We start from the raw sequence: 14952 nt of genomic DNA, 5'->3' as shown, positions 1-14952 counted from the left end.
TTCAACGCTTGCTCAACGTTTGCACAAATCGGGTTTGGTTTCTCCCTCGCGGCGCAGCTCTTTGGGCAGGACGAACACAATGCTTTCTTCCGCGCCCTCCCCTTCGCGTACGGTTTCATGCCCCCACCCGCGTATGGTTGCCAGCACTTCCTGCACCAACACTTCGGGCGCGGACGCGCCTGCCGTTACGCCGACTTTGTGTTTTCCCTCAAACCATGCGCGTTGCAGGTAGCCTGCATTATCCACCATATACGCATCGATTCCGCGCAATGCCGCCACTTCACGCAAGCGGTTACTGTTGGACGAATTGGGGGAACCGACCACGATAACGATGTCGCACTGTTCCGCCAACTCTTTGACGGCGGTTTGCCGGTTGGTTGTCGCATAACAGATATCTTCTTTACGCGGATTGCGGATATTGGGGAAGCGCGCGTTCAGTGCGGCAATGATGTCTTTGGTTTCATCGACAGAGAGCGTGGTCTGGCTGACATAGGCAAGTTTGTCGGGGTTTTTGACTTCGAGTTTGGCAACATCTCCGACTGTTTCCACCAGAAGCATTTTTCCGGGTTCGAGCTGCCCCATCGTTCCTTCGACCTCGACATGACCTTTATGCCCGATCATGATGATTTCGCAGTCCAGGGCATCGAGGCGGGCAACTTCCTTATGCACTTTCGTAACCAGCGGGCAAGTCGCATCAAATACCCGGAAACCACGTTCCGCTGCTTCCTGCTGCACTGCCTTCGATACGCCGTGTGCCGAATAAATCAGCGTCGCGCCCTGAGGCACTTCCGCCAAATCGTCGACAAACACCGCACCTTTTTCGCGCAGGTTATCGACGACGAACTTGTTATGGACGACTTCATGACGCACATAAATCGGTGCGCCGAACTCTTCCAAAGCACGTTCGACAATACTGATTGCCCGATCCACACCGGCGCAGAAGCCGCGCGGATTGGCAAGGATGATGGTTTTTCCGTTCATAAGTTTTGTATTCCGTGTTCAGACAGCATTCACGTTTTTTTGCTATCTGTGCGATGGACGATATTGTCAAGCACCGCCAATACCGCGCCGACACAAATAAAGCTGTCGGCAATATTAAAGGCCGGATAAAACCAATCCTGCCAGTAAAACAGCAGGAAATCGACCACATGGCCGTGAATCAGGCGATCGATGACATTGCCCAACGCACCGCCGATAATCATCGCCGCACCCGTTTTGCCGAGGGCTGCAAACTCGTCGCGCAAGATGGCGCGTACCAGATAAATACTGACCGCCACAGCCAACAATAAAAAGAAATATTTCTGCCAGCCGCCCTGATCGGCAAGGAAGCTGAAGGCCGCGCCTGGATTGTAAACCAAGGTCAAATCGAAAAAGGAAGGAATGACATTGACGCGTTCCTGATACTGAAACGACGACAGCACCGCCCACTTCGACCACTGGTCCAGCACGATGGCGGCAAGTGCCAATACCCAATAGCGCGTTTTACTTGAAACAGATGAAGACATATTTTTCAACAACCGGATAAAAGAGTGCCATTTTACCCGAAAACCCCCTTTCCTGTACCCGAAACGGCAAATGCCGTCTGAAACCCGAAAGCGGGTATTCCGACCGAGTCAACACTCTGTATTTCCGTCCCTCCCCAGTCTGCAGGCACTGCCGCAACCCCGCGTTTTGACTTCGTTCAAAAAAAAAAGAAAAAACAGGCAGCCCCTTTATTTGACGCACACAAAAATGCCGTCTGAAACTTCTTTCAGACGGCATTTGCTCAAACCGCGTCAGGCGTAATGACGCGTTTCGCCTTCCCCGCCGACATTCCCGGCGCAGCGTTTGCAAACAGTTTCATAGCCTGCAACTGCGCCCACATCGTGGGTGTAGTGCCAGCAGCGTTCGCATTTTTCGCCATCGCTGGCTTTGGCGGCAACAGCAAGTTCATCACCTACTTTCACTTCTGCTTTAGACACCAGCAAAGCAAAGCGCAATTCTTCGCCCAAAGCATTCAGATAGTCGGCAATTTCTTCCGGAGCCGTAATTTCGGCTTCGGCTTGCAAGGACGAACCGACGGTTTTGTCGGCGCGCAAAGGCTCGATGGCGGCGGTTACCGCTTCGCGGGCTTCGCGGATTGCCGTCCATTTTTTCACCAGTTCGGCTTCGGCTTTTTCGTTGATGGTCGGGAACTCGTGCCAAGTATGGAAAAGGACGCTGTCTTCTTCGCCGCCGCCAATGATGTCCCATGCTTCCTCGCCGGTGAAGCACAAAATCGGTGCAATCAAGAGAACTAGGCTGCGCGTGATGTGATACAGGGCGGTTTGCGCGCTGCGGCGGGCGTGGCTGTCGGCTTGGGTGGTGTAGAGGCGGTCTTTCAGGATGTCGAGGTAGAACGCGCCCAAGTCTTCCGAGCAGAAGGCGACGATGTCTTTCACGGCGAAGTGGAAGGCATAGCGCGGATAGAAGTCGCCTGCCAGACGCTCTTGCAGCTGACGCGCTAATACTAAGGCGTAGCGGTCGATTTCGACCATGTCTGCCTGCGGTACGGTGTGTTCGAACGGGTCGAAATCGCTGAGGTTGGCAAACAGGAAGCTCAAGGTGTTGCGGATGCGGCGGTAGCTTTCGGTGACGCGTTTGAGGATTTCTTTGGAAATCGCCAATTCGCCGCTGTAATCGGTGGATGCCGCCCACAGGCGCAGGATGTCCGCGCCGAATTCGTTATAGACTTCTTGCGGCGCGACGACGTTGCCGATGGATTTCGACATTTTGCGGCCGTTTTGGTCAACTACGAAACCGTGGGTCAGAAGCTGTTTGTACGGGGCGCGTCCCATGGATGAGGCGCAGCCGGTCAGCATGGAGGATTGGAACCAGCCGCGGTGTTGGTCGCTGCCTTCGAGGTAGAGGTCGGCGGGCCAGTCCAATTCTTCGCGCTGTTTCAGGACGGAATAATGGGTCGAGCCGGAGTCGAACCATACGTCCATAGTGTCGGAAAGTTTGTCGTAGTTTTCGCAATCTTCCGCGCTCAACAATTCGCTTTTATCGAGTGAGAACCATGCCTCGATGCCTTTTTCTTCGATGCGTTGTGCTACTTTCTCCAAAAGCTCGGCAGAGTTCGGATGCAGTTCGCCCGTTTCTTTGTGGACGAAGAAGGTCATCGGCGTGCCCCAGTAACGTTGGCGTGAAACCACCCAATCAGGACGACCTTCAATCATGGCTTCCAAACGCGCGCGACCCCAAGACGGGAAGAATTCGGTGTCGTCCACGGCTTTGATGGCTTTGTCGCGCAAGGTTTTACCGTCGGCACCTGCTTTGTCCATACCGACAAACCATTGGCCGGTCGCACGGTAAATTAGCGGCGTTTTGTGGCGCCAGCAGTGGGCATAGCTGTGTTCGATTTTGCTGCTTGCCAAGAGGTTGCCGGTTTCTTCCAACCATTGCAGGATAACGGGATTGGCTTCCCAAACGCGCATACCGGCAACGCGTGGCGTTTCGCTGATGTATTTGCCTTCGGCATTTACAGGGTTGTAAAGCTCGATGCCGTATTTATTGCAGACAGTGTAGTCTTCCAGACCATGTGCAGGCGCAGTATGCACCAAGCCGGTACCGGCATCGGTGGTCACATGGTCGCCGTTGAGCATGGGAATATCGCGTTCGAGGAACGGATGATTCATGTGCAGGTTTTCCAGCTTATCGCCGGTGGTTTCGGCAAGAATAGCAATGCCGTCTGAAAAACCGTAACGTTTGAGCGCGTCTTCCGCCAAGTCTTTCGCCAATACCAATTTGCCTTTGGGCGTATCAATCAGTTGATACACCACATCTGCACCCGCTGAAACAGCTTGGCTCGCAGGCAAAGTCCAAGGCGTGGTCGTCCAGATAACGGCAAACGCTTTGCCTTCGATACCTGCCAAACCGAATGCAGCGGCAAGCGCGGCAGTATCTTTAAACGGATAGCCCACATCAATCGCAGGCGATACTTTATCTTTATATTCCACTTCCGCTTCGGCCAATGAAGAACCGCAGTCCAAGCAGAATTGAACCGGTTTCGCGCCGCGGTAGAGATAGCCGGATTTGTAGATTTCGCCGAGCATACGTACGGTATCGGCTTCGGTTTTGAAATCCATGGTCAGGTAAGGATTGTCCCAGTCGCCCAATACGCCCAGACGGATAAAGTCTTTTTTCTGGCGGGCAATCTGTTCGGCGGCGTATTCGCGGCACAATTCGCGGAAACGGGCTTTAGGCATGTCTTTGCCGTGCAGTTTTTCTACCATCACTTCGATAGGCAAACCGTGGCAGTCCCAACCCGGCACATAAGGCGCGTCGAAACCGGCTTGGGTTTTGCTGCGGATAATGATGTCTTTGAGAATTTTATTGACGGCATGACCGATGTGGATGTCGCCGTTGGCATACGGAGGGCCGTCGTGCAGGATGAATTTCGGACGGCCTTTAGCGATTTCGCGCAGTTTTTGGTAGCGTTTTTGCTCGTACCAGCTTTTCAGCCATGCAGGCTCGCGCTTGGCAAGATTGCCGCGCATCGGAAACGGGCTCTCGAGCAGGTTTACGGTTTTACTGTAATCGGTCATTTTTTAATCTCTATTGTTACAATATTTCGGTTTCAGACGGCATTGCGCCTCAAACAGTATTTCACAACGGGAAACCCCTATGCCGTCTGAAAAGTTAAAAGATTGATTGTAGCCCAATCGGATGGTTTGTATAAGGTTTTTCTACCAACACTTTGCGGCTTCCATATCGGCTTCAATCTGCCTTTTCAGTTCTTCCATACCGTCAAACTTTTCCTCATCGCGCAGTTTGTGCAGGAAGCGAACGTTCAGCCGTTGTCCGTACAGGTCGCCTTGAAAGTCGAACAGGTGGACTTCAAGCTTTTGAGAACAGCCGCTATCAACGGTGGGATTGAAGCCGAAGCTCGCCACGCCGCGCCGCGTGCCGAATGCGCCGTCTGCTTCGACGACAAACACGCCGCCGAGGGCATAACGGTGGCCGGGCAGGCGGATATTGGCGGTCGGGGCGTTTAGGGTGCGTCCGAGTTTTCTGCCGTGTACCACCCTACCCCCCAAAACGTAGTCGTGCCCCAAAAGTTTTTTCGCATAGGCAAGGTTGCCGTCTGAAAGAGCTTGTCGCACAGCTGTACTGCTGGTACGGATGTCTTCAACGATGACGGAAGGCGTGCGCTCGGTTTGCATATCGGGCTGTTGTGCCAACAGTTCAAAACAACCTTCCCGCCCCGCACCGAAACGGAAATCGTCGCCGACGAGCAAATAACGCGTATTCAAGGTTTGACGCAGCAGGTGGTCGATAAACCCTTGCGCGGATATTTCGGAAAAATTTTGATCGAAACGCAAAACCCAGACGGCATCGACGCAGCCCGTCCCTTCCAGCAATTCCAGTTTGGTACGCAGGGGACTGATGCGGCACGGTGGCATCCTGCCGGTGCGGAGTGCGAAAAATTCTTTGGGTTGGGGTTCGAAAACGACGGCCACGACGGGTAATCCGCGCGTGTCGGCTTCGAGGCGGAGTTTTTGGAGGATGTGTTTGTGTCCGAGGTGTACGCCGTCGAAATTGCCTATGGTTACGGCGGCACCCTGTGGAAAGTCGGGCGCGTCATGCCGCCCCAGCCTGATTCTCATTGTTGCGTTCGGGTATGTGGTGAAACAGGCGGTCATTGTAAACGGTATTGTGGTTTATAGACAGTAGGCGCGTTCAGACGGCATATGCCGCCGCTTCTGACTACCACCACCAGGGACGGTAAAACGGATAGCCCCAATCGTCGTAATAGCGCGACAGGCGTACTTCTTTCAGCTGCTGTTGCGAGATGTAGTTCTGCCACGCCATTTTGTAACAGGCTTGGAACATGGGATCGGAAAGCTTTTCGGTATAGCGTGTTTTAAATATCTGTCTTTCGGCATCGGGCATGGGCGCATATCCTGAATCGAACTGACGGCGGATAAGCTGTGCGGCCTCGCGGTCGCATTGCGCTGCAAGGGCAACTTGCAGGTCCTGTTCGTAGCGTTGCTGTGCCTGACGGTATGCAGCCTGCTGTTCGGGTGTGGCGCAGGCAGTCAGTATGAGTATTGCGGCGGCGGCCGCGATGTATCGGCGCATGGTATTCTACCCTCCTCGGAAACAGATTCAATGTACGCTCTTTTCAAAAACTTGTGAAGTTCGCCCCTAGATTGTTTTCGCTATAAAATGCGGTTCTTGAACATGCTTTCCGAACCGTCCGCTCATTATGAACGAATCCGACCGCCACGCCAAACACGCCCGCCGCAGCCGCCACCATATCCCGCCGTTTTGGCAGGCCGACCGCCCCTACCTGCACGAACACCACATTTCGGATGCGCGTTTCCGCCGATTGGGCTACATCATGTCGCTGCTGGCAGGCGCAATCAATGCCGGCGGTTTTTTTGCATTTGCCCGCTACACGTCCCACGTTACCGGCTCGATGTCGCTGCTGGCGGACATGGTATATCTGAAGCAATGGACGGCGGCAGCGGTGGCGATGGTCAGCGTGTTGTGTTTCATCGCGGGTGCGGCGCATTCGGGCTGGGTGATTTTATGGACGCAGCAAATGCGCTTTCGGGGCAGCTACGGGTTGTCGATGTGGCTGGAGGCGCTTTACCTGCTGATTTTCGGCCTGTTCGGCATTACCGCGCTGCAATGGGATGCGGACGGAGGCTTGGTCTTCCCTTCCCTCGCGCTGTTCTTGCTCTGCTTCATCATGGGGATGCACAACACAGTCATGACGCTTTTATCGGGCGGCGCCATCCGCTCGACCCACATGACGGGTACGGCGACCGACTTGGGCATCGAAATCTCACGCGCCCTGTATTACTCCAAAACCCACCATCCCCGCCTGCCGCACGTCCGCGTCAACAAACCCAAAATGTGGCTGCTCAGCGGCATGATGCAGGCCTTTCTGCTCGGCGGCATCATCGGTGCGTGGGGCTACCATAAAATCGGACACCACTTCGCCCTGCCCGTTTCGGCGGTATTGCTGATACTGGGTGCTGGCTCGGTCGGTTACGACGTCAAGGTTCGTTTTCTGTGGATATGGCGGAAGTTTCGGCGCAAATACCGACAAACCGGTGTTGTTTCAGGAAAAATCGGGTAATTTCAGGTTAACGCCGCTTATTTGGACGGCATAATTGTTTATTATCGGCCTTTATACCCGAAAAAGGACACATTATGACTTTCTTCAAACCTTTTACCGTCGTACTGACTGCCTCCGCACTTGCGCTTTCAGGCTGTGTTACCGACCCTTCCACCGTACGTCAATCCGCAGACAAAACCGCCCTATACGGTTTGGGAGGGGCGGCAGTATGCGGCATCATGGGCGCGCTGACACACGGCGGCAAAGGTGCGCGCAACTCTGCACTCGTCTGCGGCGCACTCGGTGCCGGCATCGGCGGTTATATGGACTATCAAGAGCAGCGGCTCCGCCAAAGCCTTGCCGGCACACAAGTCCAGGTTCAACGCCAAGGCAACCAGATTAAGCTGGTAATGCCCGAAAACGTTACCTTTGCCACCGGCAGCGCGGTTTTAAGCGACAATGCGCAATTTGCGCTGAATACTGCCGCACAAACGCTGGTGCAATATCCGGATACCACGCTGACCATCAACGGCCACACCGACAACACGGGTTCGGATGCCATCAACAACCCGCTTTCCCAACACCGCGCCCAAACGGTTGCCTACTATCTGCAGTCCCGCGGCGTGGCGGCTTCGCGACTGGCGGTTTACGGCTACGGTTCGCATATGCCTGCCGCTTCCAACGCTACGGCTGAAGGCCGCGCGCAAAACCGACGGGTGGAAATCCTGATCAACCCCGACCAACGCGCCGTCAATGCGGCACAGCAAATGTAAGCCCCGCGCAAAAGGAATGCCGTCTGAACAACCTTCAGACGGCATTCCTTTTGCGCAAGCGCAGTCCAACCTTGCAGACGTTACCGCCATACCGTGATACCCCTGTAACCTCATCGTGTAAACGGATATTCAATCAAAATGCCGTCTGAAACCCTGCGAAGTTTCAGACGGCATTTATCTTTCCCGAATTACAAATCGAATTCCGCCGCCACGGGCGCGTGGTCGCTCGGACGCTCTAAAGCGCGCGTATCCAAATCGACACGGACATCCTTCAAAACAGCCGCCATTTCGGATGTAACCAATATATGGTCGATACGCAGGCCCAGTTTACGCTGGAACATCGCGCCGCGATAGTCAAACCATGTGTAAAACGCACCTTCGGGATGGATATGGCGCAAACTGTCGGTCAATCCCAAATCCAACAGGTTTTGAAACCACTGCCGTTCGATGGACGAACAGTGGATTTTTTCATACCATTTTTCAGGGTCGTAACAGTCCGCATCGGCAGGCGCAATATTGAAATCGCCCAGCAGCACCAGTTTGCCGTGACGGGTCATTTCGTCGCGGACAAACTCCGTCAGTGCGGCAAACCACTGTTCCTTATATTTGAATTTGGGGCTGTCCAAAGCCTCGCCGTTGACGCAATAGACATTGATGACGCGCACGCCGCCGACGGTCGCCGCAATCACGCGGCGTTGCGGGTCATCCGGCAGGGAAGGCAAACCGAAATGTACGTCCTGCGGCACGCTGCGGCTGATTATCGCCACGCCGTTGTAGGTTTTCTGCCCGCTCCAAACACAGTGCCAACCCATCATCTGCAAGGCGGCGGCGGGAAACTTGTCTTGATCGAGTTTGAGTTCCTGTAAAACAAGGATATCCGGCGGATTATCGGCAAGCAGGTTCTGAACCTGCGGCAAACGTACATTGAGCGAATTGACATTCCAAGTGGTAATTTTCATAAGGTTCCTGAAAATGCCGCCCGACACGGGGACGGGAAAAAGGAAAGGATTCTAACACTATGCCGCGCGTTTGTTTTCCAAATCGCGAACCGTGTGCAGAATCGCCGCCGCTTCTTCGGAAACCAGACGGTATTCGATAATGCGGTGGTAACGCGTAAAATCAATCAAACCGTCGACCCTCAGACGGTTCAAATGACTGGAAACCACTGTTGCGGGCAGGGATAAAGATTCGGACATCTCCGCAATATTGCGGTCGCCGTCCAAAAGTTGGAGCAGTATCGCCATACGCTCGGGATTGGCAATAAGTTTGAGTATGGTGGGTAGAGGTATTGTTTTCATAAGTATTCCTGAGGCCGCCGTCTTTCCTCCGAACTGTCCGGCAGGCGGCAGACAATATGGATGATTTTGATTATCTTTATAAATTATATTATAAATCAATTATTTATAGATAATTGTACAGGATTGTATGTTCCTTTTCCCACTATTTTTGCAAACAAGCGTAAAGACAGGCTTTCAGACGGCATAAAACCTCCGCCCCTACCCTGCTCCCCGCCCTGCCGCCGAGCAGAATCATCCGTATTTTTTAAGAAAACCATTATGGATATTTTCCGTGAATCAAGGCCGTTCTGCACGACAGGCTGTCCAACGCCAACATCCGGTTCTGCATTTCATCATCGCCGACGACGATACGGGCAAGATGTGCATCGGTCGTGCCTTCCTGACGATGCACCGCATCCTCGACAAGGAAAACCAGATACATACCGATATGGCTTTAGCGTTGCCGACGGTAGTGAAAGACGCGGTGGCGATATGGGCAGATATGGATGCATCGGATAGGTGTTCCGGCTGACCGCTCCGTTACTGCCGTATCTTTCGGCTACCGTTCATCAAATGGTTCCAATGCCGAAATGCCTAAATCGCGCCTGCCTGAAATGCTGTTTTTTTCTAAAGCATCACGACCTTCACGAAAAATGCCGTCTGAAGAATATTTCAGACGGCATTTCCTCCCTGAGGCAATAACCGGATTACGATTAAGCAGTTCATCGCCTGACATATCAGACAGCCGCCCGCACCCTAAAACTCATGCCACAAAATCCAAACCTATGTCCAACAAACGGCTGCTGTGGGTCAGATAGCCGAGGGCGATGCCGTCCACGCCGGTTTGCGCCACGCGCTTCAGGCGGTCGAAGCCGATGCCGCCCGATGCTTCGCAATAGACGGTGTGGGGGTGGACGGTTTGCGTGTGGCAGCGGTTTGCCGCTTCTTTCAGGGTTTCGTCATCCATGTTGTCCAGCAAAATCCGTTCCGCGCCCGCTGCGATGGCTTCGTCCAGTTGTGCCAACGTGTCCACTTCGATTTCTACGCAAGTCAACGGTCCGACCGCCTGTTTTGCCTGCTGCACGGCTTGGGCGATGCTGCCGCAATAGGCGAGGTGGTTGTCTTTGATGAGCACGGCATCGTCCAAACCCATGCGGTGGTTCACGCCGCCGCCCGCCCTGACGGCGTATTTTTGCAGGACGCGCAGCAGGGGGATGGTTTTGCGGCTGCACACGATGTCTGTACCGTATTCAGCAACTTCGGCAACAGCACGCGCGGTGGCGGTGGCGATGCCGCTTAAGTGCGTGAGGTAGTTGAGCGCGGTGCGTTCGGCGGCGAGCAGCGCTCGGGCGTTGCCTTCGACGGCGGCCAGCGTCTGACCTGCGCGGACGGCTTGTCCGTCTTGGATTTCGGCTTGGAAGCGGACGCACGGATCCATCGTCTGAAAGGCCAGACGCGCCAAGTCCATGCCGGCGATGACGCCGTCTTCGCGGCTGACGAGGAAGAGTTTGGCGGTTTTGTCGGGCGCGATGACGGCGGCGGACGTAATGTCGCCGCGCCTGCCCAAATCTTCGCTCAAGGCTTGTTCCACCATGGGGCGCAACAGGGTGTTGGGCAGGGGAAAGAGGGTGTTTTCAGACGGCATGGGATTTCCTTTGTTGAAAAAGATTGATGTTGCACCGATGGGGCAAAACTTCATTTTATAGTGGATTAACAAAAACCAGTACGGCGTTGCCTCGCCTTGTCCTGATTTTTGTTAATCCACTATAGGTCGTCTGAAAACGGGCTAACCGCTGCCCAGCGGCAGTCCGATGTCCGAAATCAGCCTGTCGGGCAGGACGTCTTCGCGGAAGCGGTAAAGCTGCGCGGGACGGCCTTTGCTGCCCGATACGCCGGTATCCGACGGCTCGATGAGGTTTTGCTGCTGAATCTGGCGGCGGAAGTTTTGCTTGTGCAGCAATCTGCCGCTGATGGCTTCGACGCTGTTTTGCAGTTGCAGCAGCGTGAATTCGGGCGGCATCAGTTCGAAAATCACGGGGCGGTATTTGATTTTGGCGCGCAGGCGGGACAGGGCGGTTGCCAGCACGCGACGGTGGTCGTGGCGCATGGGCTGTCCCGTGAGCGCAAAGTCGAAGTTTGCCTGCGGCTCGGCGGCTTCCGCTATCAAGCCGCTTTCATACAGCATTTCATAGCGTTGCAAAACGTATTCTTCCGACCAGTTTTCCGGTTCGACCCCCCAACACAAATGAATGCGCTTGAGCCGCTTTTGGCGCACTTCCTCCGTGTCCGCCGAGTTTGCCCAAATGCGCAGGCGGCTGACGACGGCGTCGCGCTGCCCGCTGTCGGCGCGCAGGTCTTCCCACGGGAAATAGTCGTAGCAGTCCTGCCATTTCGCGTCGGGATGCAGGATGCTGTCGGCTGCCTCGCGCACCAGCCCCAAGTAGCTGACGTACAAGACGGGCATGCCGTGTTCGTTGCGGCGGTGGGTATCGACAAAGGTGTAAAGCTGTTCCACATAGCCCATAGGCTGCGAAGTCTGCTTGGCGACCCAAAGCTTTACGCCCGCCTGCAGGGAATTGCGCAGGGGGGAGAGCGGGCCGTTAGGCAGGAGCGTGCCTTGGGCGACGGTCAACACCCGCAGGCCGCCGTCGGTAACAGCAATCAATACGGGAACCAGCTCAACGATGCTTTGCGGCGGGGCTTCGGCTTCAGGGTAGGCGTCCATACTCGGCTTTCTGCGGGTGGGAAAGGCTTTATTGTAAACCAAAGCGGTTTGTCGGAACGAAGCAGGTCGGTTTTGCGGTATCGCAAACCTGTTTTCAGACGACCTTGCATATTATACTCAAGTTGAGCATAATATAAAAACAGTTTGAAAAACAGACGGCAAACCTTCATGCCGCCTCAAAAACCAGCTACAAGGAAACATCATGCAAACCGCCGCCCGCCGCTCGTTCGACTACGATATGCCCCTCATCCAAACGCCGACTTCCGCCTGCCAAATCCGTCAGGCGTGGGCGAAGGTTGCCGACACGCCTGACCGCGAGACGGCAGGTCGTCTGAAAGACGAAATCAAGGCCTTACTGAAGGAGAAAAACGCGGTTTTGGTGGCGCATTATTATGTTGATCCGCTGATTCAGGATTTGGCTTTGGAAACGGGCGGATGCGTGGGCGATTCGTTGGAGATGGCACGCTTCGGCGCGGAACATGAAGCCGATACGCTGGTGGTGGCGGGCGTACGCTTCATGGGTGAGAGCGCGAAAATCCTCTGCCCTGAAAAAACGGTGCTGATGCCTGATTTGGAGGCGGAATGTTCTTTGGACTTGGGTTGCCCGGAAGAAGCGTTTTCAGCGTTTTGCGACCAACACCCCGACCGTACGGTGGTGGTGTACGCCAACACTTCCGCCGCTGTGAAAGCGCGTGCCGACTGGGTGGTAACGTCTTCGGTGGCGTTGGAAATCGTGTCGTATTTGAAATCGCGCGGCGAGAAACTGATTTGGGGACCCGACCGCCACCTCGGCGACTACATCCGCCGCGAAACGGGCGCGGATATGCTGTTGTGGCAGGGTTCGTGCATCGTCCATAACGAATTCAAGGGGCAGGAATTGGCGGCGTTGAAGGCGGAGCATCCCGACGCGGTGGTGCTGGTTCATCCCGAATCGCCGCAAAGAGTCATCGAACTGGGCGACGTGGTCGGCTCGACCAGCAAACTGCTGAAGGCCGCCGTATCGCGCCCTGAAAAAAAATTCATCGTGGCGACCGATTTGGGCATCCTGCACGAAATGCAAAAGCAGGCGCCCGAAAAAGAATTTATCGCCGCCCCGACGGCGGGCAACGGCGGAAGCTGCAAAAGCTGCGCGTTCTGCCCTTGGATGGCGATGAATTCGCTGGGCGGCATCAAATACGCCCTGACAAGCAGGCACAACGAAATCCTGTTGGACAGGAAGCTGGGCGAAGCCGCCAAACTGCCTTTGCAGCGTATGCTCGACTTCGCGGCAGGACTCAAACGCGGGGATGTGTTCAACGGCATGGGCCCCGCCTGATTTGCTGTCAATATTTCTGTTTCAGACGACCTCTCAAACAAGGACAACACCATGCAAACCGATTGCGACGTATTGATTGCCGGAAACGGGCTGGCGGCACTGACGCTCGCCCTGTCGCTGCCTGAATCGTTCCGCATCGTCATTTTGTGCAAAAACCAACTGAACGATACTGCCAGCCGCCATGCGCAAGGCGGGATTGCAGCGGCGTGGTCGGGAGAGGACGACATTGAAAAACACGTTGCCGATACCTTGGAAGCGGGCGCGGGTTTGTGCGACGAAGCCGCCGTCCGCACCATCCTGTCGCAAGGCAAACCGGCAATCGAATGGCTGCTGGCGCAGGGTGTGGCGTTCGACCAAAATAATAATGACTTGCACCTGACGCGCGAAGGTGGGCACACCTGCCGCCGAATCGCCCACGTCGCCGACTACACGGGCGAAGCAGTCATGCAGAGCCTGATTGCCCAAATACGCCGCCGCCCGAACATCCACGTTTGCGAGTGGCAGATGGCGTTGGACGTTCAAACCGAATCAGGCGCAGCGTGCGGACTGACCGTCCTCAACCGCCAAACGCAAGAAATCTACCGCATCCGCACCCGCCATACCGTACTCGCAGGCGGCGGCCTCGGGCAGATTTACGCCGCCACCACTACACCGCCCGAATGCACGGGCGACGCCATCGCCATGGCGATACGCGCAGGCTGCGCAGTCGAAAACCTCGAATTTATCCAATTCCACCCCACAGGTTTGGCAAGGCCGTCTGAAAACGGCCGCACCTTCCTGATTTCCGAAGCCGTGCGCGGCGAAGGCGGCATCCTGACCAACCAATCGGGCGAACGGTTTATGCCGCATTACGACCGCCGCGCCGAACTCGCGCCGCGCGACATCGTTGCCCGCTCTATCGCCGCCGAAATCGCCAAGCAAACGCAAGACTTCGTCTCGCTCGACATCAGCCATCAACCTGCAGAGTTCGTCCGTCAGCATTTCCCGTCCATCCATCGGCACTGCCTGTCCCAATACAGCTTGGACATCACGTGTCAAGCCATCCCCGTCCGCCCCGTGCAACACTACACCTGCGGCGGCATCCAAACCGACCCCAGCGGCAGAACCTCCCTGCCGCAGCTCTACGCCTTGGGCGAAACCGCCTGCACCGGCTTGCACGGAGCCAACCGCCTCGCCAGCAACTCCCTGCTCGAATGTGTCGTTACCGCCAGACTTGCCGCCCAAACCATCGCGGACGGACAAGCATTCCAAGCCAAAACGTCTCCAAGGCCGTCTGAAAGCCCCTCCTCCGAAGCAGGCATCTTTTCAGATGGCATCCAAAGCGCATTCAGCCGCCCAGCCCTGCAAGCGTTCAACCAACGCCATCTGGGCATTCTCCGCAACGATACCGGCCTGCGCCGCGCCATCGCCCAGCTGCGGCTTTGGAAGCAAAACCAAACCGAACCGCACACCGCGTCCGAATACGAAAACCGCAACCTGCTCGAATGCAGCCTCGCCGTCGCCCAAGCCGCATACGCAAGGCGGCAAAACATCGGCGCGCATTTCAATACCGATTTGGCAGAGCGTGTCGATTGAGAAAAGCAGGCGGCAGACTGAAAGATAGGCTGTGCGAGGATTTGAGATATTCCTGTGAAAAATGAAGAAAGGCCGTCTGAAAGGTTGCAGACGACCTTTCTTCAACACTCCTTGCATCATCAACCGAAATGGACACAATGCCGCCTTCCTTCCTCCTGACTTTTCCTTTTACTAAACGGATTTACTTTCATATCAAT

15 protein-coding genes are annotated in these 14952 nt (G+C 55.4%); 5 read left to right on the top strand and 10 right to left on the bottom strand.

The window, feature by feature from the left end; all coding sequences use genetic code 11:
- Positions 1-12: 12 nt before the first annotated feature.
- From ispH to DQM57_RS00585, 5 genes are all read right to left on the bottom strand, one after another.
- The gene (gene ispH, locus DQM57_RS00610) at positions 13-981 is read right to left on the bottom strand and encodes a 4-hydroxy-3-methylbut-2-enyl diphosphate reductase (RefSeq protein ID WP_003676429.1); all 969 of its coding nucleotides are present in this window, start codon (positions 979-981) and stop codon (positions 13-15) included.
- A 29-nt stretch (positions 982-1010) separates the two neighbouring features.
- A complete protein-coding gene (gene lspA, locus DQM57_RS00605; RefSeq protein WP_111726268.1) occupies positions 1011-1505 on the bottom strand; it encodes a signal peptidase II in 495 nt (164 codons plus the stop codon).
- A 270-nt stretch (positions 1506-1775) separates the two neighbouring features.
- Positions 1776-4565: an isoleucine--tRNA ligase gene (ileS, locus tag DQM57_RS00595; RefSeq protein WP_111726264.1), complete on the bottom strand. Its 2790-nt coding sequence runs from the start codon at positions 4563-4565 to the stop codon at positions 1776-1778.
- Between the two features lie 141 nt (positions 4566-4706).
- Positions 4707-5627: a bifunctional riboflavin kinase/FAD synthetase gene (ribF, locus tag DQM57_RS00590; RefSeq protein WP_111726262.1), complete on the bottom strand. Its 921-nt coding sequence runs from the start codon at positions 5625-5627 to the stop codon at positions 4707-4709.
- A gap of 100 nt (positions 5628-5727) precedes the next feature.
- Positions 5728-6102, bottom strand: coding sequence for a hypothetical protein (locus DQM57_RS00585; RefSeq protein WP_107859435.1), 375 nt, complete (start codon positions 6100-6102; stop codon positions 5728-5730).
- Positions 6103-6229: 127 nt separating this feature from the next.
- Between DQM57_RS00585 and DQM57_RS00580 the strand changes: the two genes are divergently transcribed.
- Both DQM57_RS00580 and DQM57_RS00575 read left to right on the top strand, forming a co-directional pair.
- Entirely contained in the window at positions 6230-7111 is an 882-nt protein-coding gene (locus tag DQM57_RS00580; protein WP_003676444.1) for a YoaK family protein, read from the top strand.
- Between the two features lie 74 nt (positions 7112-7185).
- Positions 7186-7863: a YiaD family glycine zipper/OmpA-like lipoprotein gene (locus DQM57_RS00575; protein ID WP_111726260.1), complete on the top strand. Its 678-nt coding sequence runs from the start codon at positions 7186-7188 to the stop codon at positions 7861-7863.
- 188 nt (positions 7864-8051) lie between these two features.
- On the opposite strand, the gene xth is transcribed toward DQM57_RS00575, so the two are convergent.
- Together xth and DQM57_RS00565 are read right to left on the bottom strand one after the other, a co-directional pair.
- Positions 8052-8822 carry an exodeoxyribonuclease III gene (gene xth, locus DQM57_RS00570; protein WP_111726258.1) on the bottom strand — a complete coding sequence of 257 codons (771 nt, stop codon included), beginning with the start codon at positions 8820-8822 and terminating at the stop codon, positions 8052-8054.
- A 57-nt stretch (positions 8823-8879) separates the two neighbouring features.
- Positions 8880-9161, bottom strand: a complete 282-nt coding sequence (locus DQM57_RS00565) for an ArsR/SmtB family transcription factor (RefSeq protein WP_107959749.1) — start codon at positions 9159-9161, stop codon at positions 8880-8882.
- 271 nt (positions 9162-9432) lie between these two features.
- Between DQM57_RS00565 and DQM57_RS00555 the strand changes: the two genes are divergently transcribed.
- The gene (locus tag DQM57_RS00555; protein WP_111726256.1) at positions 9433-9672 is read left to right on the top strand and encodes a hypothetical protein; all 240 of its coding nucleotides are present in this window, start codon (positions 9433-9435) and stop codon (positions 9670-9672) included.
- A gap of 27 nt (positions 9673-9699) precedes the next feature.
- Here DQM57_RS00555 and DQM57_RS09580 read toward each other — a convergent pair whose 3' ends face one another.
- From DQM57_RS09580 to DQM57_RS00545, 3 genes are all read right to left on the bottom strand, one after another.
- On the bottom strand, positions 9700-9876 hold the full coding sequence (locus DQM57_RS09580; RefSeq protein ID WP_167395500.1) for a hypothetical protein: 177 nt from the start codon (positions 9874-9876) through the stop codon (positions 9700-9702).
- A 27-nt stretch (positions 9877-9903) separates the two neighbouring features.
- Complete coding sequence (gene nadC / locus DQM57_RS00550; protein WP_111726254.1) at positions 9904-10785, bottom strand: carboxylating nicotinate-nucleotide diphosphorylase; 882 nt, start codon at positions 10783-10785, stop codon at positions 9904-9906.
- Between the two features lie 141 nt (positions 10786-10926).
- The gene (locus DQM57_RS00545; protein WP_111726252.1) at positions 10927-11865 is read right to left on the bottom strand and encodes an NUDIX hydrolase; all 939 of its coding nucleotides are present in this window, start codon (positions 11863-11865) and stop codon (positions 10927-10929) included.
- Between the two features lie 202 nt (positions 11866-12067).
- On the opposite strand from DQM57_RS00545, the gene nadA reads away from it, so the two are divergent.
- Positions 12068-13180 (top strand): quinolinate synthase NadA, encoded by a 1113-nt coding sequence (gene nadA / locus DQM57_RS00535; RefSeq protein WP_111726250.1) that lies wholly within the window; start codon positions 12068-12070, stop codon positions 13178-13180.
- Between the two features lie 51 nt (positions 13181-13231).
- The gene (gene nadB / locus DQM57_RS00530) at positions 13232-14755 is read left to right on the top strand and encodes an L-aspartate oxidase (RefSeq protein ID WP_111726248.1); all 1524 of its coding nucleotides are present in this window, start codon (positions 13232-13234) and stop codon (positions 14753-14755) included.
- Positions 14756-14952 lie beyond the last annotated feature (197 nt).

Source organism: Neisseria cinerea (genome assembly GCF_900475315.1).
In the GTDB taxonomy this organism is placed as follows: Bacteria; Pseudomonadota; Gammaproteobacteria; order Burkholderiales; family Neisseriaceae; genus Neisseria; species Neisseria cinerea.
This window is presented reverse-complemented; position numbering and strand designations above follow the sequence as displayed.